This window comes from Streptomyces gossypii (assembly GCF_025165795.1).
In the GTDB taxonomy this organism is placed as follows: Bacteria; Actinomycetota; Actinomycetes; order Streptomycetales; family Streptomycetaceae; genus Streptomyces; species Streptomyces gossypii.
In genome coordinates this window covers 76067-102327 of the sequence record NZ_JAJAGO010000010.1, presented here as the reverse complement: position 1 = coordinate 102327, position 26261 = coordinate 76067, and the positions used below count along the sequence as shown (strand labels likewise).

Here is a 26261-nt window from a genome sequence, read left to right as displayed (position 1 = left end):
GCGGCCGCTGTGCCCCCGTTCGGGTCTACCCGTGCGGGGGCACATCTGTGGACGAACCCCCCCGGTGCCTTTAGCGTCGAGTGCATGATCGAGCTAGAAGGGCTCACGAAGCGGTACGGCGAAAAGGTCGCCGTGGACCACCTCACCTTCTCGGTCCGGCCGGGGGTGGTGACCGGATTCCTCGGGCCGAACGGGGCGGGGAAGTCCACCACCATGCGGTTGTTGCTCGGCCTTGACCGCCCGACGGCCGGGGACATCCGGATCGACGGCCGCCACTACGACCAGCTCCGTGATCCGCTGAACTACATCGGCGCGCTGCTGGAGGCGAAGTCGGTGCACGGCGGCCGCAGCGCCTACAACCATCTTCTCTGCCTGGCCCAGAGCAACGGCATCCCGGAGCGCCGGGTCCCCGAGGTGCTCGACATGGTGGGCCTCACGGCGGTCGCGAAGAAGCGTCCGAAGGGCTTCTCCCTCGGCATGGGCCAGCGCTTGGGCATCGCTCAGGCGCTGCTCGGCGACCCCCGGATCGTGATGTTCGACGAGCCGGTCAACGGGCTCGACCCGGAGGGCATCCACTGGGTGCGGACGCTGATGCAGCAGTTGGCGGCCGAGGGGCGCACGGTCTTCGTCTCCAGCCACCTGATGAGCGAGATGTCGCTGACGGCGGAGCACCTCGTGGTCATCGGGCAGGGAAAGCTGATGGCCGACACCTCGATGGCCGCGTTCATCCACGAGAACTCACGGACGTACGTACGGCTGCGTACGCCGGAGCCGGAGCGGCTGCGGAACGTACTGCACACTGCCGGTATCCCGGCGGTCGCCGTGTCGGACGGTTCGCTGGAGGTCGAGAACGTCGCGGCGGCGCGGCTCGGCGAACTGGCGGCGGAGCACCGGATCGTGCTGCATGAGCTGTCTCCGCAGCAGGCGTCGCTGGAGGAAGCGTTCATGCAGCTCACGGCGGGCTCGGTGGAGTACCACGCGCACACGACGGCGGAGGGGCCCGAGGCCCGCCGGGGCGGCCAGGGCTGGGGCCAGGGCTGGCAGGAGGGTCGCTGAGATGGCACACACCACGCGGGTGCTCCAGTCGGAGTGGACCAAGGTGCGGTCCGTCCGGTCGACGCTGTGGACGCTGTTCGCCGCCTTCATCGTCACGGTGGGTCTGTCGGCCCTGATCTGCGCCTTCACGAACTCGGGGTACGACGACTTCTCCGCCGAGGAGAAGGCGACCTTCGACCCGACCTTCATCAGCTTCGCCGGGATGACGCTGGGGCAGCTGGCGATGATCGCCTTCGGGGTCCTCGTGGTTGCCAACGAGTACAGCACCGGCATGATCCGCAGCTCGCTGAGCGCCGTCCCGCAGCGCGGCACCTTCATGGCGTGCAAGCTCCTGGTGGCCACCGCGCTCGTGCTGGTCGTCGGGATGCTCACCAGCTTCATCACCTTCTTCGTCGGGCAGGCGCTCCTCGGCGACCTCGGCACCTCGCTCGGTGAGCCGGGGGTCACGCGGGCGGTGATCGGCGGCGGGCTCTACATGACGCTCATCACGCTCTTCGCGATGGGCGTCAGCTTCGTCCTGCGCAGTCCGCTGCTGGCGTTCGGCATCCTGATGCCGTTCTTCTTCCTGATCTCCAACATCCTCGGCAGCGTGTCGGCGACCCGGAACGTCGGGCACTATCTGCCGGACCAGGCTGGCTCGATGATCATGTCGGTGGTCGAGGGCGGCATGGAGGGCGGCGACCGCCCGTACGGGCCCTGGGGCGGGCTGCTGATCATGGTCGGGTGGGTGATCGCGGCGCTGATCGCCGGGTACCTCGTCCTGAAGAAACGCGACGCCTGAGAACCTGGATGGGCGGGCTCCGGGGATCCTCCTCAACCTTAACGGCCTCCCCCGCGACAGGGAGTGGGCCTCCGACGCCCTGCGTCGCCTCCCTCCTCCGCCTTGGATTGGAAGCCCCATGACGCCGCTCACTGATCCACCCCCTGCCGCCGGGGAGGCCGTAAGCGGAATACCGGATGCCGCTGTCCTGGAACCAAAACCGGGGTTGTAGCCTCCTAGCCCGTGTCGGGGGGCGACGATGAGCCCCGTTCTGCGTTCAGGGGCAATCTGCATGATCGAGGCGTACGGCCTGACGAAGCGCTACGGCGCCAAGACTGCCGTCTACAACCTGTCTTTCCAGGTACGGCCCGGTGCCGTCACTGGTTTTCTGGGACCGAACGGGTCCGGTAAGTCCACCACCATGCGGATGATCCTGGGCCTCGACGAACCCACCTCGGGCCAGGTGACCGTAGGCGGCTACAACTTCCGCAATCTGCCCAACGCACCGCGCCAGGTCGGCGCGCTGCTGGACGCCAAGGCGGTGCACAGCGGGCGCAACGCGCGCAACCACCTCCTCTCGCTGGCGCAGCTCTCCGGCATCCCGGCCCGCCGGGTGGACGAGGTGCTGGGCGTCGTGGGCCTCCAGGAAGTGGGCAGCAAGCGTTCCAAGGGCTTCTCGCTCGGCATGGGCCAGCGGCTCGGGATCGCCGCGGCGCTGCTCGGCGACCCGCAGGTGCTGCTCTTCGACGAGCCGGTCAACGGGCTCGACCCGGAGGGCATCCTGTGGGTCCGCAATCTGATGAAACGACTGGCGAGCGAGGGCCGCACGGTCTTCGTCTCCAGCCACCTGATGAGCGAGATGGCCCAGACCGCCGACCACCTCATCGTGATCGGGCGCGGCCAGATGATGGCCGACACCTCGGTGGACAACTTCATCGCCCAGAACTCCGTGGGCTTCGCCCGGGTCCGCACCCCTGACGGCGAGCCGGAACAGCGCGAGAAACTCGGCGCGGCCCTGGCGGCGGCGGGCGGCCAGGTGCAGCCGGAGGAGGACGGCGCCCTGCGCGTCACAGGCGTCCCGCTGCCGCAGATCAGCGATCTGGCGCACGGGGCGGACGTACGGCTGTGGGAGCTGTCGCCGCACCAGGCGTCGCTGGAGGAGGCGTACATGCGCATGACGCAGGGCGCGGTGGACTACCGCTCGACGGCCGACCAGCGCACGGGACTGCAGACGCCCGCGGGCCCGCCCGCCGGGTACGGAGCACCGGGCGGGGCACCGCCGTACGGGGCGCCCGGCGGGGCGGGCTATCCGCCCCAGCAGCCTCAGCCGCAGGGCCAGCCGCAGCCGCAGCAGTACGCGCCGCCGCAGGGCTGGCAGGCGCCCCCGGCACAAGCCGCCGCTCCCACCACCACCGCCGCTCCCACCCCCGAGGACCACCGATGACGACGCCGCACCAGCAGCCGCAGGCACAGCCGCCGGGCGGCGGCCCGGCCGCGGAGGCCCCGTCCACGGCACAGGCCGCGACCCAGACGGCGCAGCCGCTCTCCTACACCAAGCCGCCGCAGCAGGCACCGGCCCAGCCCCCGGCACAACCTCCGGCCCAGCCCCCGACCCAGCCCCCGGGCGCCGATCACGCGGCGCAGTATCCGCCTCCGGGCGGCGCGCCCGCTGGTGCGTACGGCGGCGGCTACTCCTCCCCGATCCCCATCACCAGGACACACCTGGGGCACGCCATCGCCTCCGAGTGGACCAAGATCCGCTCCGTGCGTTCCACGATGTGGACGCTAAGCATCATGTTCGTCCTGGTCGTCGGAATCGGCGGGCTCAGCGCGGTGGGCCGCGCGGGCGAGGACAACATCAGCATGCCGATGCTCTCCAGCGGACTGTTCGGCCTGATGCTGGGGCAGATCTGCATCATCACCCTCGGCGTGCTCGTGGTCACCTCCGAGTACGGCACCGGCATGATCCGCACCACCCTCACCGCCTGCCCGCAGCGCGGCCGGGTGCTCCTCGCCAAGTCGCTGATCTTCTTCCTGCTGGCCTTCGTCATGACGACGGTCGCCTGCACGCTCACCGCGCTGATCCACCACTCCGTGCTGTCCGGCCCGGTCGACAGGCTGGACTACGGCTACACCTCGTACGAGGAGTCGGTGAAGGCCGGCGAATTCGTGGTCCAGGACGGCGAGTGGCTGGGCGCGACCGTCGGCGCCGGACTGTACGTCGCGCTGCTGGGGCTGCTCTCGCTCGCCGTCGGCGCGCTGCTGCGGCACTCGGCCGGGGCCATCACGACCATGATGGGCGTGGTGCTGATGCCGCTGGTGATCGCGCTGTTCATGGTCGGCGAGGCCATGGAGACCCTCCGCGAGAAGATGCTGGAGTTCTCCCCGCTCAACGGCCTGGCCTCGCTCTACCTCATCCCGATGCAGGACGACCAGGACGCCTCGGGGTGGCCGCTGCTCGGCCTGCTGGCACTGGTCACGGCGGGGGCACTGATGGCCGCGTACGCCATGCTCACCAAGCGCGACGTCTGACCACACCTCCACCCGCTGCGGCCCCCGGCCCCCTCCACCACCGGGGGCCGGGGGCCGCGGCCGTGGCGGGGTGGTCAGTGCCGGGGCGCGTTGCGGGAGCGTTGGAGGCGTGCGCTGCGGCGGTCTCTCGCGTTCCAGCAGGATTTGTGCCAGTGCCGCCGGTCGTCCACCTGGCCGTCCCGCGCCCACGCCACCACATGCGGCACACCCGAGGGAATCTCCTGGTCGCAGCCCGGGCAGCGGTAGCGCTTGCCGGCCGCGCCGCCGACCATGCGCACCACCCACTCCTCGCCGCGCCAGTCCTCGGTGCGCTCCAGGCCGTAGCGCAACCCCGGGCGGCCGTCGTCCCCGCCCTCGTCACCGGGACTGCCTGCGGGGGGATGGCCGCCGCTGCGCGGACGGTTACGGCGCGGGGACACGGGACACCTCATTCGGCCGGGACGCCCCGCGGGGCACCGCGAGACGTCCCACAAGCCTACTGACCTCGCAAGCCGGGCTCATCGAAGGATTTTCATGCCAGACCGTGCCTTTGGCACGTGTCAGGCGTTAATGCCGGGTGAGGAGTCCCTGGTGGGCCCAAGGAGGCGGATTTCGATGAGGGTTGGAGCTTTCGTACTGGCCGCGCAGTTCCCCGGCCAGGGGCAGGGCGAGGCGCTGCACCGGGCGGTGCGCTCCACCGAGGAAGCTGAGCGGGCCGGGCTCGACTCCGTATGGCTGGCGGAGCACCACTTCGTGCCGTATGGCGTGTGTCCGTCGGCGGTCACGCTGGCCGCGCTGCTGCTCGGCCGTACCCGGCGGATCGGCGTGGGCACGGCCGTCAGCGTGCTGTCCAGTACGCACCCGGTGGCGCTCGGGGAGCAGGCGGCGCTGCTGCACCTCACGGCGGAGGGGCGGTTCACCCTCGGGGTGGGCAGGGGTGGCCCGTGGATGGATCTGGAGGTCTTCGGCGGCGGTCTGGAAGCGTACGAGCAGGGCTTTCCGGAGGCGCTCGACCTGCTGTTGCGCTGGCTCCGGGAGCCCTCGGTGGGGGCGGCCGGTGAGCGGTACCGCTTCCGCGAGGTCCCGGTCGTACCGCGGCCGGGCGAGGCCCTGCGGCTCGGCGCGGACGGCGTACCGGGTACGGCCGGCGTGACCAATGCGCCGGGCGCCGCTCAGGCGCCGCCGGTCCTCGTCGCGTGCACCTCACCGGGCACGGTCCGGCTCGCCGCGCAGCGCGGGCTCCCGATGCTGCTGGGCATGCACTGCGGAGACGAGGAGAAGGCATCGATGACCGGCCTGTGGCGCCGCGAGGCGCGCGCGGCCGGGCACTCGCCGGAGGCCGTCGCGGAGGCCGCCGCGTGCCATGTCTCGGTCGGCGTGGCACAGTTGGGCGACACCGCCGCCGAGGCCACCGAGGCGCTGACCAAGGCGATGCCCGGCTGGCTGCGCGAAGGGCTGGACGCGCACCGGACTGTGGACGGCCGCGCTCGCACCGTCCGCGACCCGCTGGAGTACACGGAGATGCTGTGCCGTCTGCACCCGGTGGGGCCCGCACAGCTGTGCGCGGACCGGCTGGCCCGGACGGCGGAGGTGACCGGAATCAGCCGTTTCGCCCTGCTCGTTGAGGGAACCGGAGACCTCGCGGCCACAGAGGCGAACGTACAGCGGCTGGGCAGCGACGTACTGCCGCTGCTGAGCTGAGCGGCGCTCACCCGGCCGCGCAGCGCGCTGCGCCGCAGCACACGGCTGCGCCCTGGCGGGACGCGGCGGCCGCCCGCCAGGGCGCAGCCGACGCGGCCCGCCGGACTCCCGGGCAGGGCGACTCCCCGCCCCGACGGAAGAGAAAGAGCGGGAAGTGGGTGTCGCCCCCGGGTGCCGCCGCAGGCACCGGCGGCACCAGCGCCGCGTCAGACACTGGGGCGTGTTGGAGAAGTCCCGCCTGTCTCGCGGGGTCCGGCACCCACGCTCGCTGCGTTGTCCGTCGTCGGCGCAGCCCGCCGCGCTCTCCTCCCTCCGCCTTGCGATCGCACGCACCGGACCCCGCGAGACCCGCCCTCCGGGCGGCCGGCACTACTTCCCAAACACGCTCGTGATCAATACACCTAGCAGTCGCGCAGCTCCGGGGACTGGTTGAGCAGCTGGCCGCGTACGGACGTGAAGCGGGTGAGCCGCTCGTCGACCGAGGAGTCCAGCGGGAAGACGGCCAGCCGGTGGCAGTTCTGGAAGGCGAGCCGGACACCGAAGTGGCGTTCCAGTGAGCCGCGTATCGCGTCGCTCGCCAGGGCACGCAGGAGCTGCCCCCGCGCCTGCTCGTCCGGCGGAGGCGTCTGGTTGTCGGCGAACTCACCGCCGTCGACCCGCAGTTGGGCTACCAATGAGCTGACCATTTCCCATGCATAGGGCAGCGAAGTACGGACGCAGTCGACGAAGTCGGCCTCGTCGACCTCGCCTCGCTCGGCCTGTTCCAGGAGGGCCGGTGAGACGTCGAGCGACATGAGTTCTCCTCTCGCGACCCCGGAGGCCGGGGTCTCACGGACGGGACCAGGGACCCCGCCGCGACCGCACAATTTCGGACGGCGACGCCCCCGCTGCGTAGCGTAAGCCTGCTGGTACGGACGCACCAGGCGAATGCGTACACAACAAGCCATTCATCAACCGGCAGATCAGAGGGCGAATCGCGTGCACCAGCCGCCGTCCAGTAGCGTGACCGACCATGCGACTCGTCATCGCCCGCTGCTCTGTCGACTATGCGGGCCGGCTCACCGCCCACCTCCCCTCGGCCCCGCGCCTCATCCTGGTCAAGGCTGACGGCTCGGTGTCCATCCACGCGGACGACCGCGCCTACAAGCCGCTCAACTGGATGTCTCCGCCCTGCACCCTCAAGGAGGAAGCGGCAGACCCGGACGGTGGAGACGCCGTCTGGACGGTGGAGAACAAGGGGGGTGAGAAGCTCATCATCACCATGGAGGAGGTACTGCACGACTCCTCACACGAGTTGGGCACCGACCCCGGACTGATCAAGGACGGGGTGGAGGCTCATCTCCAGGAACTGCTGGCTGACCGGATGGAGACCCTGGGCGAGGGCTGGACACTGATCCGGCGTGAATACCCCACTGCCATCGGCCCGGTGGATATTCTGGGCCGGGACTCCGACGGCACCACCATCGCGATCGAGATCAAGCGGCGCGGCGAGATCGACGGTGTCGAGCAGCTGACCCGCTATCTGGAACTGCTCAACCGCGATCCCCATCTGGCGCCGGTGAAGGGCGTGTTCGCCGCCCAGGAGATCAAGCCGCAGGCTCGCGTACTGGCGACGGACCGGGCGATCTCCTGCGTCACCCTCGACTACAACGCGCTGCGCGGCATCGAGGACGACAAACTCCGCCTGTTCTGAGCCCCCCCCCCAACCCCTCTCCCCGGGGGGGGGGGGGGGGGGGGGCCCGGCCCCCCCCCCCCCCCCCGGCACCCGGTGGCTCAGCCGCCGGTACCACCCACCGCACTGCCGCCGGGCGACGCGTTGCTGACCCTCATGGACTCACCAGCAGTGCTGCCCTCGGTGCTGCCCTCGGTCTCCCCACCGGCCGTGGGGTCACCCCCCGTGGGGTCGCCCGACGGGTCACCCGTCGGTTCACCGGTGGGGTCGCCCGACGGGTCACCCGTGGGCTCACCTGTCGGTTCACCCGTGGGGTCGCCCGACGGGTCGCCGGTCGGGTCGCCGTTGTCGCTGCCGCCGTCGTCCGCTCCGCCGTCGCCCGTACCGCCTGCGTCGGCGGAGCCTTCCGTGGAGCCGTCGTCCGAGGGCGAGGAGGTGTCGTCGTCCGGGGACGACTCCTCCTCGCTGGGTGAGGCGTCGCTGGAGGACTCGGAGGGCTCCGGTGCCGAGCTGGTCGGTCCGGGGGCGGGCGACTCGCTGGGCGGGGACGACGGGGGCGGGGTGGTTTCCGCCTCGGCGCTCGGGCTGCTGCTGGAGGGCGTTTCGCTCTCGGGTTCCTCCTGGGAGGCCGACCGCTCGGGCTTCACCGTGTCCGCAGGCGCGTCTTCGCTGTCGGAGACGCTGCTGACCGCGACCACGGTGCCCAGCACGACGGCCAGGGCGGCGCCCGCACCGGCCGCCATCAGGTTCCGGCGGGCGCTGCGCCCCAGCCGATGGGTGGCTTTCGGGCCGGTACCGCCGCCGCCCGGAGCCACCGTACGGGAGAGCACCGTCTCGTCGCCGTCGCCCGGCTGGGCACCACTGCCCAGCGGCATCACCGGGAGCACCCCGGTCTCGGGCGAGTCCTTGTCGTGGTGAGCCGCGCCGCCACTCAGCGCGGCTCCCGGCTCCGCCGGTGCCGGGAAGGGACCGGTGCCTGCTCGGGCACCAGAAACGGCACCGGAGCCGGAGCCGCCCGGCGGCGTGTCCGCCGTACCCGGGCCGGATCCCGGCCCGGCGCCGGAGGCGGCAACGGCGGGCAGCACGCCCGTCTCCGCCTCCGAGGGTCCCGCGGGTGCGCCAGGCGCCCCGGGAGCGAGGAAAGGAGGCACCGTCCCCGTCGGCCGTCCGCCGCCCCCCGGCGCGCGGCCGGGCAGCGCCGCACTGCTCGCCCCGGGCCGCGTCCCCTTGCCGAATGAGGATCCACCCGCCGGTCCGCCCGAAGCCGTGTCCCGCTCGGCGGCCAGCCGGTCGGTCACCAGCGCCAGCGCGCGCCGTCCGGCCACCGTGCCGCGCCGGTCGGCGAGCACACCGCGCATGCCGATGGAGGTCTCCAGCTCAGCGCGGGCCCGCTCCGGGTTCCCCTCGCAGAGCGCCAGGATGCCCAACTCGTGGTGGAAGTACGCCTCCTCGGCGACCTCCCCGGCCTTCCGCGCGGCCTCCTGGCCGGTGCGCAGCACCCGCTCCCAGGCTTCCCAGCGCAGCGCCGCCGCCAGCGCCGGTGCCGCCGTGCGGGCCAGCAGGACGGCAGCGCTGGGTCTCCCCCCGCGCTGCGCGCCCCGTACGGCGGCGAGCACCGCGTCCGTCTCCGCGCCGACCTGCTCCGCGGTCACCTTGGGGTGGCCGACCCACCATCCGTAGTGCTGTGCGGCGGACTGGACGCGGTCCTCGGCGCCGTCCTCGTGCCCGGCTGCGATGAGTTCGGCGGCGGCACCGGCCGCGAGCCGGTAGTGGCCGCAGACCGCCGTGACCAGGCCGGATCCGGTGAGTTCGGCCAGCGCGTCGTCGGCGTGCGTATCGCCGACGAGCGCGGGCAGGTGGGCGTGGTGCGGGAGTACACCGCCGAGGGCGAGGGCGAAGCGCAGCGCTTCCCGCGCGGGCTGGGAAAGGCCCTCGGCCAGCAGGGCGGCGATGCCTCCGCCGCTGCCCCTGGCTCCCGCTCCGGGCAGACCGCCCGCTGCCCCGTCCCGCTGGTCGCGCTGCCGCAGCAGCGCACCGGCCTGTACGAAGCACAGCGGCTGCCCTTCGCTGGTGAACCACAGGTCCCCGGCCCAGTCGGCCTCCTCGTCCGTCAACGGCCGCCGCACCGCGTGTTCCAGCAGGTCGGAGCAGCTGTTGCGGCTGAGTCCGGAGAGGTGGACCTCCTCCAGTCCGGATTCCGGCAGGGCCGCGGGGGTGTCCGGAGTCGCCGTGATCAGGTAGGCGCACTCGGGGGTGGCGGCGAGGAGTTCGTCCAGCGCGCTGCCGCCGAACTCGATGTCGTCGAGCAGGACGACCGCACCGACGGAGGACAGCGATTCGAGCAACTGCCCCCGGTCGGGCCGGACGTGCGGGGCGTCGAACACGGCGGCGAACAGGTCGCGCAGCACCTGGTCGGGGGTCCGGTGATAGCCGCTCAGCCGCAGCACGCCGTCCGGAGCGAGAGTCGTGGTGTCCTCGGCGACGGCGTCCAGCAGGACGCTGCGGCCGACGCCGCGCTGCGCCGTGAGCCGGACGGAACGGCCGCGTGCCAGCAGCCGGGAGAGGCGTTCGCGCTCCTCCGCCCGGTCCAGCAGCGGGAGCGCCCCGGCGACGTCGGCGGCGCCGCTGAACGAGTGGCCGGGACGGCCGGTCGGGGGCCGCTCCTTCGGTGACCGCTTGCGGGGCGGCCCGGGGAGGCGGCCGGGCGGACACGGCTCGATCTCGCTGCCGTCGACGGGGTTGACCGTCAGCAGATGCTCGCCCGATATCAACTGGGCCATGCGGGCGGGGGCGCCCGCCCGCTCGTGCGACTCCTCGCCGCCGGGCGGCTCGTACCCGGACCGGGCGACGCCGGAAGACTGACCGCCTGCCGCCGGACCGCCCGCCCGGTGGCTTCCCGGCTGCCCTTCGGCGCCGGTCCCTATGTCACCGGACTCCCGACCACCGGAATGGTCACCCTCGTGCTGAACCATGGCCTCCGCCCCCATGAAGCTTTATTCGGCAGCACAGTATCCCTGAGCCGCTCGGCCGCGTCGCGGGCCGGTACGTCACGGCTTGGTGAGGATCTGAACCTGCGTCATCGGCGGGGTGACCGGGTTTTCCGGGGCCCGCACAGCCCCACCGGCCGCCGGGGCGGGGGCATCCTCGATCGCGAGGATACGGTGCAGCCGCGTGGCGACCAACAGCCGCTGCATCTGGGTGGGGACATCGCGCAGTACGAGCCGCCGCCCGCAGCGGCCCGCCCGCCGGTGGGCGCCCATGATGACGCCGAGGCCGGTCGCGTCCCAGGAGTCGAGGCCGGCGAGATCGAGCACGAGATCACCGCGCCCGGAGTCGACGGCGGAGTGCAGGACCGTACGGGCGTCCGCGGCACTGCGGACGTCCAGACGGCCTCCGACGACCAGCTTGTCGTGGTCGCCCCTGATGTGCATAAACGCTCCCCGGGATCGCTGCTGTGCGCGTGCGCCGCTCTGCGCGCGCGTGAACATTTACTCTTCAATGTTTCACCACAACTGACTGCCTGACGGGCAGTGAGTTGCCGTCCGTGCTCGAACCGATACGGAATTCACCCCTGAGGGTGAGCCGTGACGGCTTCAGCGGGGGCATCTGGGCCCGGTACCGAGTTCAGTACCGCGTTCGTCTGTGCGATTGGTGACCGCGATCGGTGACCGATCAGGTGACCGCGGCCGATACCCGCGTTCAGTACCGGTAGAAGCCCTGTCCGCTCTTGCGCCCCAGGTCGCCCGCGTCGACCATGCGACGCATCTGCTCCGGCGGGGCGAACTTCTCGTCCTGTGATTCGGTGTAGATGTTCTCCGCAGCGTGCAGCAGGATGTCGACGCCCGTGAGGTCAGCCGTGGCCAACGGTCCCATTGCGTGGCCGAAGCCGAGCTTGCAGGCGATATCGATGTCCTCGGCCGAGGCGACGCCGGATTCGTGCAGCTTGGCCGCCTCGACGACCAGCGCCGAGATCAGCCGGGTGGTGACGAAGCCCGCGACGTCACGGTTGACGACGATGCAGGTCTTGCCGGTCGACTCGGCGAACTCGCGGGCCACGGCGAGGGTTTCGTCGCTCGTCTTGTGGCCGCGAACCAGCTCGCACAGCCCCATCATCGGCACAGGTGAGAAGAAGTGGGTACCCACCACGCGCTCCGGGCGGCTGGTGGCCGCCGCGATCTTGGTGATCGGGATGGCGGAGGTGTTGGAGGCGAGGATCGCGCCTTCCTTCACCACTCGGTCGAGCGTACTGAAGATCTCGCGCTTGACGTCGATCTTCTCGAAAACCGCCTCGACGACAACGTCCGCGTCGGCCGCGGCCTCCAGGTCGGTGGTGGTGGTGATCCGGGCGAGCGCGGCGTCGGCTGCTTCGGCGTCCAGCTTGCCCTTGCCGACGAACTTGGCGAAGGATGCCTTGATCCCGTCCGTACCGCGGCTGAGAGCCTCGTCGGTCACATCGCGGAGTACCACTTCCCAGCCCGCTTGGGCCGAGACCTGCGCGATTCCGGAACCCATGAGTCCGGCCCCGATGACGGCGAGTTTCTTCGCCACGGCAGTCACCTCTCCTTTGACGTGTTCGGCGACTTTAGCGTCTCGGGCAGCGGCATTGGTCTGCGAAGAGACGCGCATCACGTCTCACATGGCGGACGTCACACGGGACGCGTCCGTTCCGTGAGGCTTGATGCTCATTCCGAACCACCCGGACAGCTCATCGGATCATCCGGCAGGGCGTGTCGCGTAGTTGAGCACTTCGTCGCTGAGCAGTGCGACGAACGCCTCCAGCTTGCGGCGCGCCCGCCGACTGATCTCGTCCGTCCCGACTCCCTCGGCGACGCCCATGGACACCGTCCGGAAGATCGTGTTGTTGACGCCGACCAGCTGGGTCGCGACCACCTCGGGTGCCGGATCGTCGGGCGTGGCGCCCGCCTCCTCGCGCAGCGTCTCGGTGAGCCCCTGCACCACACGCGCCTGCATCACCCACATCCGGGCCAGCAGCGCGGGCGACTCGCGCACGCATTCCATGAAGCGCGCGTACCCCTCGGTCATGCCGACGTGGACGGTCCGCTCGTCCAGGTCCTTCCGCAGCTGCGCCAGCAGGGCGTCGGCCGCGGACTGGCCGGGCTGCCGCTCCCGCACCAGCGCCGAGGACCGGGCGATGAGCTCGGGCTCCCGGTCGAAGAAGAGGTCCTCTTTCGAGGGGAAGTAGTTGTAGACCGTGTTGACCGAGACCTCGGCGGCCTCGGCGATCTCCGCGATCGTCACCCTGTCGAACCCGCGGTCGAGGAAGAGGCCCGTCGCGATGTCCGAGATCAGCTGCCTGGTCTGCCGCTTCTTCCGTTCCCTGAGGCCCGTCATCTGCGCAGTCTACCGTGCCACCGAAAGAAACTTGGGGTCATTGCAAAATTTAAGTGACTCTGCTTTTCTGGCGGCATGCCTCCACTCACTCCGGCCACCCCGGCCATCCCGGTCACGCCTGCCGTCCCGACGCCCCCCGCCATCCGCACCTCCGGCCTCACCCGCAGCTTCCCGGCCACATCCGGCACCGTCGAAGCCGTGCGCGGCATCGACCTGACCGTCACGCGCGGCGAGATACTCGGCTTCCTCGGCCCGAACGGCGCCGGGAAGACCACCACGCTCCGCATGCTCACCACCCTGCTCGCCCCCACCGGCGGCAGCGCGACCGTCGCCGGCTGCGAACTGGCGCACGACCCCGAGGGCGTACGCCGGAAGATCGGTTACGTCGCCCAGTCCGGCGGCGTCGACCCGCATGTGACGGTGTGGGAGGAGCTGACCACCCAGGCGCGGCTCTACCGGCTCTCCCGCGCCGAGGCGGCCGCCCGTACCAGAGAGCTGGCCGCCGAGCTGGACCTCGGCGACCTGCTGGAACGCAAGTGCGCGGCCCTCTCCGGCGGTCAGCGGCGGCGGCTCGACATCGCCATGGGCCTCGCCCACCGGCCCGAGATCCTCTTCCTGGACGAGCCGACCACCGGACTCGACCCGGGCAGCCGCGCCGACCTGTGGGAACTGGTGCGGCGGCTGCGCAGCGAACGGGGCATGACCGTCTTCCTCACCACCCACTACCTGGACGAAGCGGAGGCGCTCGCGGACCGGCTGGTCATCGTCGACAAGGGCCGGATCGTCGCCCAGGGCACGGCGGAGGCGCTCAAGTCGGCATACGGCGGCTCGCCCGGCGCGACCCTGCAGGACGCCTTCATCGCCGCCACGGGGCACGGAGCTGAAACCGACACCAGCGACGCCTCAGCGGCAGCCACCCCCATCGCGGTCTGAAGCACCGAAGCGAGGAGTACGCACGCATGTCCCACCTGCTCACCGACACCGGCATCATCTTCGGCCGCTACCTGCGGCAGACGCTGCGCTCGCGGCTCGCACTGACCTTCGGCATCATCCAGCCGATGCTGTTCCTCATCTTCTTCGGCCCGCTGCTGGAGCGGGTCGACCTGGGCGGCGACGGCAGCGCCTGGCAGGTCCTGATCCCCGGGCTGCTCATCCAGCTCGGCCTCTTCAGCTCGGCGTTCGCCGGGATCAGCATCCTCGTCGAGAAGCAGTACGGGGTCATCGAGCGGATGCGGGTGACACCCGTGAGCCGGCTCGCGCTGCTGCTCGGGCGGGTCCTGCGGGATGTCGTGCAACTCCTGGTCCAGTCCCTGATCCTGGTGCTGACCGGGGTCGCGTTCGGGCTGCGCGCTCCGGTGCTCGGCATCGTCATGGGCTTCGCGTTCGTGGCGGTGGTGGCGATGTCGCTCGCCTCGCTTTCGTACGCGCTGGCGATGCGGGTGGATTCGCCGCAGGCGTTCTCGCCCGTCGTCAACGCGGTCAATCTGCCCGTGATGCTGCTGTCCGGCCTGCTGCTGCCGATGGCGCTGGCACCGGGCTGGCTGGACGCCCTGTCGCACTTCATTCCGCTGCGCTACATCGTGGAGGCCGTCCGGGCGGGCTTCGTCGGCGACTACACGGGCGGCACCGTCATCCTGGGCGCGGGGATGGCCGCCGCCCTGGCCGTCGTCTCGATGACGCTGGGCGCCCGGCTCTTCCGCAGAGCGGGAGCGTAGTCGCCGCCGTCCACCGTCCGCCGTCCCGGTGACGCAGCTGACACTCCTGGCGGCAGGCCCCCGCGCGACGTCGCGGCTACGCTCGGCCCATGGTCAATCTGACGCGCATCTACACCCGCACCGGAGACGACGGCACCACCGCCCTGGGCGACATGAGCCGCACCGCCAAGACGGACGCCCGCATCGCCGCCTATGCCGACGCCAACGAGGCGAACGCCGCGATCGGGGTCGCCGTCGCGACGGGGCAGCTCTCCGAGGACGTGCGGCTGATCCTCGTACGGGTGCAGAACGACCTCTTCGACGTCGGTGCCGACCTCGCCACCCCGGTGACCGAGAACCCCGAATACCCGCCGCTGCGCGTCGAACAGGGCTACATCGACAAGCTGGAGGCGGACTGCGACACCCACCTCGAAGGGCTGGAGAAGCTGCGCAGCTTCATCCTCCCCGGCGGCACCCCGGGCGCGGCGCTGCTGCACCACGCCTGCACCGTCGTACGCCGCGCCGAGCGCTCCACCTGGGCGGCCCTGGAGCAGCACGGCGACGTGATGAACCCGTTGACGGCGACCTATCTGAACCGGCTCTCCGACCTGCTGTTCATCCTGGCCCGCACGGCCAACAAGGCGGTCGGCGACGTCCTGTGGGTGCCGGGCGAGAACCGCTGACCGTCGCGGGTCAGGCGCTCACCGGCGGCGGGTTGGCCGCCAGCCACTCCGCGACGTGCGCGGCGTGCGTGTCCGGCGGGAAGACCGGATAGAAGACATGGGCGATCCGGTCTCCGTCGACGATCATCGTCAGCCGCCGGTGGAGCGTCTTGCCGTGCGCCTCGAACGTCGGCAGCCCCAGCGCACCGGCGAGCGACAGGCCCGGGTCGGAGAGCAGCGGATAGGGCAGGTGCAGCCTGGTCACCAGGCTCTGCTGGTATTCGCCCAGGTCGGAGGAGAGTGCGAGGACCCGCTCGGCGCCCGACGCGCGCAGAGCGGCCAGGTTGTCCCGAAAACCGCACGCCTCCTGGCTGCACCCGCGGGCTCCCGGAATCTCGTCCCAGCCGCGCGGCATGTCCCTGCCCGGTTCGCCGGTCAGGGGGTAGAGGAAGAGCACCCAACGGCCGCTGCTGACCGCTTCCAGCGCGACGTCCTCCCCGTCGGTGGAGGGCAGCGACAGGGCTGGCAGCCGCCTCCCGGGCAGGTGACGGGCCGCGCCGTCGTCCACCGGCGCGGGCAGCGCGTCGGGCAGCGGGTCGGGCTGGGGCGGTGTCTCGGACATCTGGTCTGACTCCTCGGTGGTGGATGGCGACTCGTCGGGGAAAGGGGGCGGGAATCCGCGCCGGGCGGCGCTGCGCATCTGCCCGGCGAGCCGCTCCCGGCTGCGGCTGAGCCCCGCGATCAGCACGTCCAGGCTGTCGATCTTCTGCTGGTACGCGGCCAGCGACTCCGGGCAGTCGTCGGCCGCCTCGTGCCCCTCGCGCAGACAGGCCAGAAACGGGCGGGTCTCCTCGGGTGACATGCCCAGCGAGCGCAGCGCGCGGACCTCCGCGGCGACCCGTACGTCGGCGTCGCTGTAATCCCGGTAGCCGTTGCGCAGCCGGGCGGGCCGGAGCAGCCCGAGCGTCTCGTAGTACCGCAGCGCCTTGACCGTCACACCGGCCGCGGCAGCGGCGTCTCCCGCACGCATCTGATCCCTCCTCCTCGCGAGGTCACGTGCGTGCACGCTAAACCCGTCCCCACGGGGCCGGGTCAACCCGAGGCCGTAGGCTCGCTGCCCACGGGCCGCGCGGGAACCGCCGCGGTGCCGCGCATCCTGCGAGAAGGGGAGGCCACCGCCCATGCCGGAACTGCCGCACCGCCTGCCGGAGGACGACGCCCCGCCGCCTTCCCCGCCCCCGTCGCCCGCGCCGTACGCCCGCTTCGTCGCGCTCGGCGACAGCCAGACCGAGGGGCTGGGCGACGGCGACGAGATACGCGGCTACCGCGGCTGGGCGGACCGCTTCGCCGAGCGGCTCGCCGCGCTGAACCCGGACGTCCAGTACGCCAATCTGGCCGTACGCGGCCGGCTTGCGGCCCGCATCCGCGCCGAACAGCTCCCCGCGGCGCTGGCGCTCAAGCCCGACCTGGCCGCCGTGCTGGCCGGGCTGAACGACCTGATCCGGCCGCGCTACGAGCCGGTGGCGGCAGAGCGCGAACTGGAGGCGATGTACGCGGAGCTCACCGCCGCCGGGGCACGCGTCGTCACCTTCACCTTCCCCGACATCGCCCGGCTCGCCCCGAGCACCCGCGTACTGCGCCCACGCGTGATCGACCTCAACGCACGCATCCGGGCCGCCGCGCGGCGCCACGGGGTGACGGTCGTGGACACCTTCCCGCTCGCCTTCGCGGCCGACCCGCGCATCTGGTGCCTCGACCGCCTGCACGCCAACTCGCTGGGCCACACCCGTATCGCCGCGGCGGCCGCCCACGCGCTGGACCTCCCGGGCAGCGACGACTCCTGGTCGCGCCCGCTGCCTCCACGGCCCGCCCGCCACGCGTGGCAGCAGGCCGCGACGGAGGCCGCCTGGCTGGGCGGCTTCCTGGGCCCGTGGGCCCTCCGCCGCCTCCGCGGCCGCTCCACGGGCGACGGCCGCACCGCCAAGCGACCCGAGCTTGCGCCGGTACGCCGGGCTTGAGGCCGAGGCCGGTCGGCCGGTCGGTCGGCCGGTCGACGCTTCGACCACCATCCCGCCCGGATCGTGGTCGAAGCATCGACGGACGAAGATCCCGGCAGACTTGATCAGCCGGTGTCAGTCGGTATCGTGCATCGTCCCGCGGCTGTTCTGACCCTGGCGGGATACCGAACGGGGGGCGGGACGGTGTTCGCAGAGCTGGAGGCGGGGGACCCGCGTCAGGTGGGCCGGTACCGGATCGTGGCCCGGCTTGGCGCGGGCGGCATGGGCCGGGTCTTTCTGGGGCGCTCGCCCGGCGGCCGGGCCATGGCGGTGAAGGTGGTGCGCGAGGAGCTCGCCGAGGATGCCGGATTCCGGCGGCGGTTCGCCCGGGAAGTGGCGGCGGCTCGCAGGGTCACCGGTGTGTTCACCGCCGCGGTGGTCGACGCCGACCTGGAGGGATCTCCCGCGTGGCTGGCCACCGAGTACGTGCCGGGGATGTCCCTGGGGCAGGCGGTCGTGGAGCACGGGGCGTGGCCCGAAGCGGGTGTGCTGGCGCTGGGCGCGGGGCTGGCCGAGGCGCTGGAGGTCATCCACGCGGCCGGAATCGTCCACCGGGACCTGAAACCGTCGAACGTGCTGCTGGCGCCGGACGGCCCTCGGGTGATCGACTTCGGGATCTCGGTGACGGACGAGGTGAGTGTGCTCACCGGGACGGGCATGGTCATCGGGACCCCCGGATTCATGTCTCCGGAGCAGCTGGCGTCGGGCGGGCAGGTCGGCCCGGCGAGCGATGTGTTCGCACTGGGGGCGGTGCTGGCTTTCGCCGCCACCACCTCGGGGCCGTTCGGGACCGGGGCGCCGCACGCCCTGCACTACCGCATCGTCCACGAAGAGCCCGACCTGAGCGGTCTGCCCCCGGTGCTCGGCTCGGTGGTGGCGAGATGCCTGGCCAAGGAGCCACCGGAGCGGCCCGCGGTGGGCGTGCTGCTGGAGGAGCTGGCCCAGGCCCTCCGGGACGCGGGACACGAGCCGTCCCGGCTGTACTCCGAGCATGGCTGGCTGCCGCAGCCGGTGGCCCTGGCGCTCCACGAGCAGAGCAGCACGGGAGCTGCTCTGGCTCCGCACCGGCCTCTGGAGCAGTCGGCTGAGGAGCCCGGTTCCGCCCCGGGCCCGGCCGTCGCCCATGATGCTCCCACCCGGTCCGGCAGAGCAGCCGGCCCGGACCCGGCCCATCCCCCGACCGCTCTCGGGCTACCGGCTCCCGAGACGACTTCCGTGCCTCCGGTACCGGTGCTGCCGCCCGCGCCACCTCCGGCGGTGCCATCTCCGGCAGTGCCCGGGGCAGGCGGCGGCCCGGGCCGTACCCGTCGGCAGGTGCTGCTCGCGGCGGCCGCCCTGGGCACCGCCGGCATAGGTTTCACCGGCTGGAGACTCCTCGGCGGCACCGGCAGCGAGTCGTCGGGCGACTCGTCCGGCCAGGGCTCCGGCGGCAACGGCGCTCGCGGGCGCAAGGTCAAGGGCGGTACGGAGCGGTGGTCCATCGCGGGATCCACCATGCCGGGCATCTTGTCAGTCGTCGACGACGCCGTCTATCGGATCAGTGCGGACGGACTCTCCGCCTTCGAAACCGCCACCGGACGCAAACGGTGGACTTTCCCCTTCCCCGTCGAGGACGTCTACCCGCCTCCGGCTGTCGTCGACGACACCGTCTATCTCGGCCTCGACGACAAACTGCACATCCTCGACGCCGCTACCGGGCAGGAGCGCCGAGCCCCCCGCATCATGGGTGCGGGCATCTGGAGTCTTTCGGCCGCCGACGGCACCCTGTACGTCAACGTCGGGGAACGAGGGCTCCAAGCCCTCCACCCTGCCACGGGGGAGGAACTCTGGACCTACCCTTTCTCCCCGGACGGTGAGGGCGGAACGCATTCGCTCCCCGTGGCCGCCGACGGCACGGTCTACGTCTTCAGCGGCGGCCGCTCCGACGCCACACTGCACGCTGTCGACACCTCCACCGGGCGGAAGCGCTGGACTCATCCCGCCAACGACGCCTACAACTTCCTCCCGGCCGTCGCGTCCGGGGACGGCACGGTCTACTTCCCCGCCAAGGACGACACCCTTTACGCCGTCGACGCGGTCAGTGGAGAGCAGCGTTGGACCTTCACGACGAAGGGTCTGCCCTACGGGGCTTTCGTCGCCGACGGCATGGTCTATGTGCACGAATCCGAGGGCAGCGTGTACGCCCTCGACGGCACGAGCGGAAAGCAGCGCTGGAGCTTCCCCTTCACAGGCAGGGTGATCCCGGGCGCGGCCGTCGGAGACGGCACGGTCTGCTTCAGCAACAAAGAGGGCACGCTGTACGCCCTCGACGCCGCCACCGGACGCAAGCGCTGGGCCTTCGCCCCCGACAGCGATACGCGGTTCATGACGTCTCCGGCCATCGCCAACGGCACGGCCTACATCGCCAGCGGAAAGACCTCGGGCGAGGTCAGTTACAGCCTGCACGCGGTGGCGCTCTGAACTGAGGGATCAGTCGCCCACTGGAGGGGGCAGGTCCGCGCCCCGTACGGTGCAGACGGTGGCGGCCACCTGGCTTCCGACGGTGAGGGCCGCGCGCAGCCGTTCCGGTGTCAGACCGTCCAGGCGTCCGCCCAGCAGGCCGTCCCGGTGCAGCTTGTGCAGCACGCCGGCCATGAACGCGTCCCCGGCACCGACCGAGTCCACCACCCGGACCCGGGGCGCCGGGACGTGCAGCCGGTGCCCGTCCAGCGAGGCGAACACGCCCTGTCCGCCCAGGGTGATCAGCACCAGCCGGGCGCCGTATCCGTGGAAGGCCTCCGCCGCGTCCTCCACCGCGGTACCGGGCAGCAGATGCCCGAGGTCGTCGTCCGACAGCCGCAGGATGTCCGCGAGCGCGCTCCACCGCGCGATCCGCGCGCGGTAGACGGCCGGGTCCACCAGCGCAGGCCGTACGTTGGGGTCGATCGAGACGGTGGTATGTGGCCGCACGCGGCCGAGCACTTCCTCGACGGCCGCCGCTCCGGGCGGGCGCACCAGCGTCAACGAGCCGGTGTGCAGGCAGGACGGGGTGTCCCGCACGGCCGCGGTCAGTTCGGGCACGGTCCACTGCCAGTCCGCGGCGCCCTCGGCGTGGAAGGAGTAGCGGGCGCCGCCCGCTCCGTCCAGATCCGCCACAGCGAGCGTGCTGGGTCCGTCCGCCGCCACCGCCACGTCCAGTTCCACGCCGGAATCGCGCAGCCGGTCCCGGAACATCCGTCCGAAGACGTCCCGCGAGAGGCGGCCGACGAAGCGCGTGGGGGTGCCCAGCCGGGCGAGCGCCACAGCCGTGTTGGCCGGGCCGCCGCCCGGGAGTACCTCCATTCCGAAGCCCGGCCTGCCCACCGCACGGGGCGTGTCGGAGACGAACGCGTCCGCGACGCACTCCCCCACCACGGCGATCGGGGCGGACGGGGCGGGGTGCGCGGGCACGGGCACGGTCATGTGCGTGGGCCTTTCTCCGAGGAAGGGAAGGGAGGGGGAAGGGAGGAGGAGCCGGGCAGCGCGCCGGTGCCGGGAGGGGTGGCGCGCTGCCCGGGTCCGGGGAGGGTCAGGACGTCCAGCTGGAGCCGAGCGGGGTGCGGCTCGTGCTCCGCAGTCGCAGGTCACCGCCCGTCGTCGTGAACACGATGTCCTGGGACTCCTCGTAGCGCGGGTGGACACGCGCCGTCAGTGCGGCTCCGTCTCCCGCGAAGACCTCCACCGAGGAGCGGTCGAGCAGGATGTCCAGCCGGAGGATGCCGTGCTTGTCGGGCCGCGCCGTGGTGGACCAGGTACGGGCCGTGCCGTAACCCGCGTCCGTGGTGTCGAGGGTGAGGGTGCCGGTGGACTTCTCGTAGCGCAGTTCGGTCCCCTCGGCCGAGGAGGAGTGCAGCCGCAGCGCGAACGTGTCCGCCGTGGAGGCGCCGATGTCCAGCTCGGTCCGCAGCCTGGCCGTACGGGCGCTGCCGAGCTTCCAGGGCTCAGTCACCGTGCGGGGGCCCGTGGTGACCGGGTCACCGGTGGCCAGTTCGGCGACCTCGGCGACGGGGCGCTGCCCGAGTTTTCCCTCGTCCGTCAGGAACAGCTCACGGTGGATGGACTGGGCGCCCGCCCAGCCGTTGACCCGGGTGGGCTCCTTGGCGCTCCAGTCGCTCATCCAGGCGACCATGAGGCGGCGGCCGTCGTCGTCCTGATAGCTCTGCGCGGCGTAGGTGTCTCCGCCGCCGTCGAGCACGCCGTGCCTGTCGGCGTCGAACGTGGTGCCGTCGTAGTCGCCGACCGCGTAGCGCTGGAGTGACTGGCCGCCCTCGTTCGTCGAGTAGAGGAGCACCCACTTGTCGCCGAGCCTGAAGAGGTCGGGGCACTCCCACATCGCGCCCGTCTCCGCGCTCTCCCCTTCGGCGAGCACGCCGGTGTAGCTCCAGTCGCGCAGATCGTCGGAGGCGTAGAGATGCACCTTGCCCCGGCCCTCGTGGCCTGATCCGACCGCCATCTTCCACTTGTCGTCGAGGGGGTCCTTGAAGACCTTCGGGTCACGGAAGCCCGCGTCGGAACCGGGCGGCGGCTGGGGGATCACCGGATTCCCGGATACCGGGGTGAAGTCGGACCCGTTCGTGCTGGTCGCCATCTCCACCGTCTCCGGGGTCGCGCCGGGGTTGGCCGCGGTGTCGGTGAAGCGGGTGTAGGCGACCGTCAGGGTGCCGTCGTCGTCGACGGCGCTGCCGCTGAAGATGCCGGACTGATCCCCGGGGGTGCTGGGCGGTGGCGGGGTGAGGGCGACGGGGCGCTGCTGCCAGTGGACGGCGTCGGGGCTGTCGGCGTGCGTCCAGTGCATCGGGCCCCACTTGGGGGCGCCGGGGTAGTACTGGGCGAACAGGTGGTGTCTGCCCTTCCACTTGATGACGCCGTTGGGATCGTTGATCCAGCCCTGGTAGGGCGTGTAGTGGTACTGGGGGCGCAGCGGGTCCGCCGCGTAGTCGGCGGCTCCGGGCTGGTCGGGCCGGGGCTGGTTGGCCTGGCCGAGGGGCCGGTAGGTGAGTCCGTCCTCGCCTTGGGCCGTGTTCTCGGTCCGTACGTCGTCCAGGTTGATGTGGGCCCAGGCTCCCTCCCCGCTGCCGGACTTGCGGTCGACCACCTTGAGATGGACGGGCTCGCCCTGCCAGGCGGAGGTGTCCCACTGGATGCGGACGTACGCCTCGTCGTCCATGCCGGTCTGGGTGACCAGCTCTTTGCCGTCGCTGTCGCGGACGAGCGCGACATAGAGCCGCTCGGGGTCCCAGCCCCCGGCGACGAGGAAGCTCATCCGGGCGGGCGCCTCGAAGGTGGAGGAGGCGAGTTCGCCCTGCGCCTCGTCACCCGCCGCGGCGTGACCCCACAGGTGGTGGGTGCCCTGCTGGTGGAAGGGGCCGCCCCAGTATGCGTCTTCGCTGGAGACGGCCCGGTCGCTGAAGGCGTCTCCGCCGACGACCTTCCAGCCGGACAGGTCGCCGGTCTCGAAGCCGGGATTGGCGGGGCCGGTGGCACGGTGCTCGGCGCTGTGCGCGGGGGCGCCGCCGCCGAGCAGGGCGGCGACCAGACCGGCGGTGGACAGAAGTGCGGGCGTTCTCGTGCGGCTCATCGAGAGGACCTCGGTTTCCGTTCCGTTACTGCCGTAAGGCATTGACGTGACTCGCCGCGGAGTTCACCATGTTGCCCACTCGATGTCAACGATGACACATGTCAACGTTGACACTCGCTCACGCGCTCCGTTCCAGCCGAAAGGCCCCACAGCCATGCCCAGTTCAGCCATGCCCGCCGCCCGCGTCCGCGCCCGCAGAACGGCTCGCGCCACCACCCGCAGGACGGCCGCCTGCGCGGCGTCGGCAGCCCTCCTCCTCGCCGGGCTGACCGCCTGCGGCGAGGGTGCCCAGGCCGGAGACGACGGCGGCCCGGTCAAGGTCGGCCTCATCACCAAGACCGACACCAACCCCTTCTTCGTGAAGATGAAGGAGGGAGCGAAGAAGTCCGCCGAGAAGCACGACGTCGAACTCTCCACGGCTGCCGGGAAGTTCGACGGCGACAACGAAGGCCAGGTCACCGCCGTCGAGAACATGGTGGCGGCGGGCGTCGACGGCATCATGATCACGCCCAACGACTCGGAGGCCATCGTCCCCGCGCTCGAACAGGCCCGCGACAAGGGCGTGCTGGTGCTGGCGCTCGACAGCCCCACCGAACCGAAGACGGCCACCGACGCGCTCTACGCCACCGACAACCACAAGGCGGGCGAGCTGATCGGCGAGTACGCCAAGGCCCGGATGAAGGGCAAGAAGGCGAAGATCGCCATGCTCGACCTCGCCCCCGGCGTGGCGGTCGGCACGCTGCGCCACGACGGATTCCTCAAGGGATACGGAATCAAGGACTCCGACCCCTCGGTGGTCTGCTCACAGCACACCCAGGGCGACCGGTCCAAGGGCCAGACCGCGATGGAGAACTGCCTGCAGAAAGCACCGGACATCAACGTCGTCTACACGATCAACGAGCCCGTCGCGCTGGGCGCGTACAAGGCGCTCAAGTCCAAAGGGCGTGCCGAGGACACCCTGATCGTGTCCGTGGACGGCGGCTGCACGGGCGTGGAGGCCGTCAAGTCCGGGAAGATCGCTGCCACTTCGCAGCAGTACCCACTGGTGATGGCGGAGCAGGGCGTGGAGGCCGTAGTCCAGCACGTGGAGAAGGACACCGACCTCAAGGGCTACTACGACACGGGCGTCAACCTCATCACCGACGACGCCGTGCAGGGACAGGCCGCCAAGGACAGCACGTTCGGCCTCGACAGGTGCTGGGGCTGAAACGGACGCCCGTCGCCTCGGGAACGCGGCACCACCCGCAGCACCCCGGGCCAAGGACGCCCCGGGTCGTACCGTCCGCTCAGTCCTCAAGGAGCAGCCCGCACCATGAGTACCACCACTGCACCCGCCCCCTCGAAGCCACCGTCACAGGCGGCCCAGGACCCGCCGGCCTGGAAGCGGTTCGTCCACACACCCACCGCGGGACCAGTTCTCGCCCTGCTGGTCGCGAGCACCTTCTTCTCCTTCCAGTCCGACCAGTTCCTCTCGGGTGGCAATCTGGCGCTGGTCATTCAGCAGATCATGGTCGTGGGTACCTTGGCCCTCGGGCAGACGCTCATCATCCTCACCGCGGGAATCGACCTCTCCTGCGGTGCGATCATGGCCTTCGGCAGCATCGTGATGGCGAAACTCGCGGCGGAAGGCGTCCTGCCGCCCCTGGTCGCCATCGCGGCGGGGATCGGTGTCTGCGCCCTGCTCGGCGCGGCGAACGGCGCCCTGGTCACCTTCGTCAAGCTGCCCCCCTTCATCGTGACCCTGGGCATGCTGAACATCGCCTTCGCGCTCACCCACATCTACTCGGACGAGCAGACCGTCACCCAGCTCCCTGGTGAGCTGACCGTGCTGGGCGACACCTTCCCGATGGGCAGCACCGACATCAGCTACGGCTCCGTGCTGACCATCGTGCTGTTCCTCGTCTTCGCGTACGTGCTCGGGCAGACCGCGTGGGGCAAGCATGTCTACGCGCTGGGCAACAGCCCCGAGGTCGCGCGGCTGACCGGCATCCGCACCGCACGGCTGCGAATGACGATCTTCACCGTGGCCGGCGTCATCTACGGCATCGCGGCGCTGCTGCTGGTGGCCCGTACGGGCGTGGGCGACCCCAAGGCCGGACAGACGGACAACCTCGACTCCATCACCGCGGTGGTCCTCGGTGGCACAAGCCTCTTCGGCGGGCGCGGGCTGGTGCTCGGCACCCTGCTGGGGGCGCTCATCGTCGGCGTCTTCCGCAACGGACTCCAGCTCATGGGCGTCGGCTCCATCTACCAGATGCTGATCACCGGCGTACTGGTGATCGCCGCCGTGGCCTTCGACCAGATCTCCCGACGGAAGCAGCGCTCATGAACCCGAAGCCCGCCCCCTCCCCCGTCCTCCGGGCCCGCGGCCTGGTCAAGCGGTACGGCCATGTCACCGCCCTGGACGGTGCCGACTTCGATCTCTACCCGGGCGAGGTCCTCGCCGTGATCGGTGACAACGGCGCCGGCAAGTCCAGCCTGATCAAGGCACTCACGGGTGCGCTCCAGCCGGACGAGGGCGAGATGTGGCTCGACGGCGCGCGCGTCGCCTTCCGCAGCCCGCTCGACGCCCGCGGCCACGGCATCGAGACCGTCTACCAGGACCTGGCCGTCGCCGCCTCGCTCGACATCGCCAGCAACATGTTCCTCGGCCGCGAGCTCCGCCGTCCCGGCGTCCTGGGCAGCGTCTTCCGCAAGCTCGACACCAAGCGGATGCGCACGGAGTCCGCCGCGCACATGTCCGAGCTGAAGATCGGCCTGCGCTCGCTGACTCAGTCCGTCGAGACCCTCTCCGGAGGACAGCGCCAGGGCGTCGCCGTCGCCCGCGCCGTCGCCTGGTCCCGGCACGTGGTGGTCATGGACGAGCCGACCGCGGCGCTCGGCGTCAAGGAGTCCGCGCAGGTCCTGGACATGATCCGGCGGGTACGGGAGCGGGGGCTGCCAGTCGTGCTCATCAGCCACAACATGCCGCATGTCTTCGAGATCGCCGACCGCATCCACGTACAGCGGCTGGGCCGGAGGGTCGCACAGATCCTCCCGCGGGACCATTCCATGGCGGAGGTCGTGTCGATCATGACGGGTGCCCTGGAGGTCTCCTCCGAGCCGGGCAGCGGTACGGTCGTCACGGACACCAACGCGGCGCGGGCCGCGGGCCTGACGCCTCGCCCGACCGACTGACGGGTACGGCCGCCGCGGCTCCG

General features: G+C 71.4%; 23 protein-coding genes. 14 read left to right on the top strand and 9 right to left on the bottom strand.

Annotation, left to right across the window (positions count from 1 at the left end):
- Positions 1–84 precede the first annotated feature (84 nt).
- The 4 genes from LHJ74_RS21535 (at position 85) to LHJ74_RS21520 (ending at position 4348) form a co-directional block, all read left to right on the top strand.
- Positions 85–1056 carry an ABC transporter ATP-binding protein gene (locus tag LHJ74_RS21535; RefSeq protein WP_260219772.1) on the top strand — a complete coding sequence of 324 codons (972 nt, stop codon included), beginning with the start codon at positions 85–87 and terminating at the stop codon, positions 1054–1056.
- 1 nt (position 1057) lies between these two features.
- Positions 1058–1837 (top strand): ABC transporter permease, encoded by a 780-nt coding sequence (locus LHJ74_RS21530; RefSeq protein WP_260219771.1) that lies wholly within the window; start codon positions 1058–1060, stop codon positions 1835–1837.
- Positions 1838–2108: 271 nt separating this feature from the next.
- Complete coding sequence (locus LHJ74_RS21525) at positions 2109–3260, top strand: ABC transporter ATP-binding protein (protein WP_260219770.1); 1152 nt, start codon at positions 2109–2111, stop codon at positions 3258–3260.
- Positions 3257–4348, top strand: coding sequence for an ABC transporter permease (locus LHJ74_RS21520; protein WP_260219769.1), 1092 nt, complete (start codon positions 3257–3259; stop codon positions 4346–4348). The genes LHJ74_RS21525 and LHJ74_RS21520 overlap by 4 nt, the downstream gene beginning before the upstream one ends.
- Before the next feature lie 74 nt (positions 4349–4422).
- Here the strand turns inward: LHJ74_RS21520 and LHJ74_RS21515 are convergent, their stop codons facing one another.
- Positions 4423–4767 carry an Rv1322 family protein gene (locus tag LHJ74_RS21515; protein ID WP_260219768.1) on the bottom strand — a complete coding sequence of 115 codons (345 nt, stop codon included), beginning with the start codon at positions 4765–4767 and terminating at the stop codon, positions 4423–4425.
- 175 nt (positions 4768–4942) lie between these two features.
- Here LHJ74_RS21515 and LHJ74_RS21510 point away from each other — a divergent pair, with 175 nt between their 5' ends.
- Entirely contained in the window at positions 4943–6028 is a 1086-nt protein-coding gene (locus LHJ74_RS21510) for an LLM class flavin-dependent oxidoreductase (protein WP_260219767.1), read from the top strand.
- 401 nt (positions 6029–6429) lie between these two features.
- Here the strand turns inward: LHJ74_RS21510 and LHJ74_RS21505 are convergent, their stop codons facing one another.
- Positions 6430–6822, bottom strand: coding sequence for an SCO5389 family protein (locus LHJ74_RS21505; protein WP_260219766.1), 393 nt, complete (start codon positions 6820–6822; stop codon positions 6430–6432).
- A 218-nt stretch (positions 6823–7040) separates the two neighbouring features.
- Here LHJ74_RS21505 and nucS point away from each other — a divergent pair, with 218 nt between their 5' ends.
- Positions 7041–7721 carry an endonuclease NucS gene (nucS, locus tag LHJ74_RS21500; RefSeq protein WP_260219765.1) on the top strand — a complete coding sequence of 227 codons (681 nt, stop codon included), beginning with the start codon at positions 7041–7043 and terminating at the stop codon, positions 7719–7721.
- A gap of 80 nt (positions 7722–7801) precedes the next feature.
- On the opposite strand, the gene LHJ74_RS21495 is transcribed toward nucS, so the two are convergent.
- The 4 genes from LHJ74_RS21495 to LHJ74_RS21480 all read right to left on the bottom strand — a co-directional run bounded on the left by LHJ74_RS21495 (position 7802) and on the right by LHJ74_RS21480 (position 13052).
- On the bottom strand, positions 7802–10672 hold the full coding sequence (locus LHJ74_RS21495; protein WP_260219764.1) for a PT domain-containing protein: 2871 nt from the start codon (positions 10670–10672) through the stop codon (positions 7802–7804).
- Between the two features lie 75 nt (positions 10673–10747).
- Entirely contained in the window at positions 10748–11131 is a 384-nt protein-coding gene (locus LHJ74_RS21490; RefSeq protein ID WP_260219763.1) for an STAS domain-containing protein, read from the bottom strand.
- A gap of 268 nt (positions 11132–11399) precedes the next feature.
- Entirely contained in the window at positions 11400–12248 is an 849-nt protein-coding gene (locus LHJ74_RS21485) for a 3-hydroxyacyl-CoA dehydrogenase family protein (RefSeq protein WP_260219762.1), read from the bottom strand.
- A gap of 165 nt (positions 12249–12413) precedes the next feature.
- Positions 12414–13052 (bottom strand): TetR/AcrR family transcriptional regulator, encoded by a 639-nt coding sequence (locus tag LHJ74_RS21480; RefSeq protein WP_260219761.1) that lies wholly within the window; start codon positions 13050–13052, stop codon positions 12414–12416.
- A gap of 75 nt (positions 13053–13127) precedes the next feature.
- Here LHJ74_RS21480 and LHJ74_RS21475 point away from each other — a divergent pair, with 75 nt between their 5' ends.
- From LHJ74_RS21475 to LHJ74_RS21465, 3 genes are all read left to right on the top strand, one after another.
- Positions 13128–13985, top strand: a complete 858-nt coding sequence (locus LHJ74_RS21475; protein WP_260219760.1) for an ABC transporter ATP-binding protein — start codon at positions 13128–13130, stop codon at positions 13983–13985.
- A gap of 26 nt (positions 13986–14011) precedes the next feature.
- A complete protein-coding gene (locus LHJ74_RS21470; protein ID WP_260219758.1) occupies positions 14012–14767 on the top strand; it encodes an ABC transporter permease in 756 nt (251 codons plus the stop codon).
- A gap of 89 nt (positions 14768–14856) precedes the next feature.
- Positions 14857–15429 (top strand): cob(I)yrinic acid a,c-diamide adenosyltransferase, encoded by a 573-nt coding sequence (locus LHJ74_RS21465; RefSeq protein WP_260219757.1) that lies wholly within the window; start codon positions 14857–14859, stop codon positions 15427–15429.
- Positions 15430–15439: 10 nt separating this feature from the next.
- On the opposite strand, the gene LHJ74_RS21460 is transcribed toward LHJ74_RS21465, so the two are convergent.
- Positions 15440–16438 (bottom strand): MerR family transcriptional regulator, encoded by a 999-nt coding sequence (locus LHJ74_RS21460; protein WP_260219756.1) that lies wholly within the window; start codon positions 16436–16438, stop codon positions 15440–15442.
- Between the two features lie 151 nt (positions 16439–16589).
- On the opposite strand from LHJ74_RS21460, the gene LHJ74_RS21455 reads away from it, so the two are divergent.
- Both LHJ74_RS21455 and LHJ74_RS21450 read left to right on the top strand, forming a co-directional pair.
- A complete protein-coding gene (locus LHJ74_RS21455; protein ID WP_260219755.1) occupies positions 16590–17426 on the top strand; it encodes an SGNH/GDSL hydrolase family protein in 837 nt (278 codons plus the stop codon).
- A gap of 183 nt (positions 17427–17609) precedes the next feature.
- Complete coding sequence (locus LHJ74_RS21450) at positions 17610–19925, top strand: outer membrane protein assembly factor BamB family protein (RefSeq protein WP_260219754.1); 2316 nt, start codon at positions 17610–17612, stop codon at positions 19923–19925.
- Positions 19926–19934: 9 nt separating this feature from the next.
- Here LHJ74_RS21450 and LHJ74_RS21445 read toward each other — a convergent pair whose 3' ends face one another.
- On the bottom strand, positions 19935–20906 hold the full coding sequence (locus LHJ74_RS21445; protein WP_260219753.1) for a carbohydrate kinase family protein: 972 nt from the start codon (positions 20904–20906) through the stop codon (positions 19935–19937).
- Positions 20907–21012: 106 nt separating this feature from the next.
- Positions 21013–23061, bottom strand: a complete 2049-nt coding sequence (locus LHJ74_RS21440; protein WP_260219752.1) for a glycoside hydrolase family 32 protein — start codon at positions 23059–23061, stop codon at positions 21013–21015.
- 169 nt (positions 23062–23230) lie between these two features.
- Here LHJ74_RS21440 and LHJ74_RS21435 point away from each other — a divergent pair, with 169 nt between their 5' ends.
- The 3 genes from LHJ74_RS21435 (at position 23231) to LHJ74_RS21425 (ending at position 26238) form a co-directional block, all read left to right on the top strand.
- Positions 23231–24268: a substrate-binding domain-containing protein gene (locus tag LHJ74_RS21435; RefSeq protein ID WP_375546802.1), complete on the top strand. Its 1038-nt coding sequence runs from the start codon at positions 23231–23233 to the stop codon at positions 24266–24268.
- 105 nt (positions 24269–24373) lie between these two features.
- Positions 24374–25390 carry an ABC transporter permease gene (locus tag LHJ74_RS21430; RefSeq protein WP_260219749.1) on the top strand — a complete coding sequence of 339 codons (1017 nt, stop codon included), beginning with the start codon at positions 24374–24376 and terminating at the stop codon, positions 25388–25390.
- Positions 25387–26238 (top strand): ATP-binding cassette domain-containing protein, encoded by an 852-nt coding sequence (locus tag LHJ74_RS21425; protein ID WP_260219748.1) that lies wholly within the window; start codon positions 25387–25389, stop codon positions 26236–26238. The genes LHJ74_RS21430 and LHJ74_RS21425 overlap by 4 nt, the downstream gene beginning before the upstream one ends.
- Positions 26239–26261: the final 23 nt, after the last annotated feature.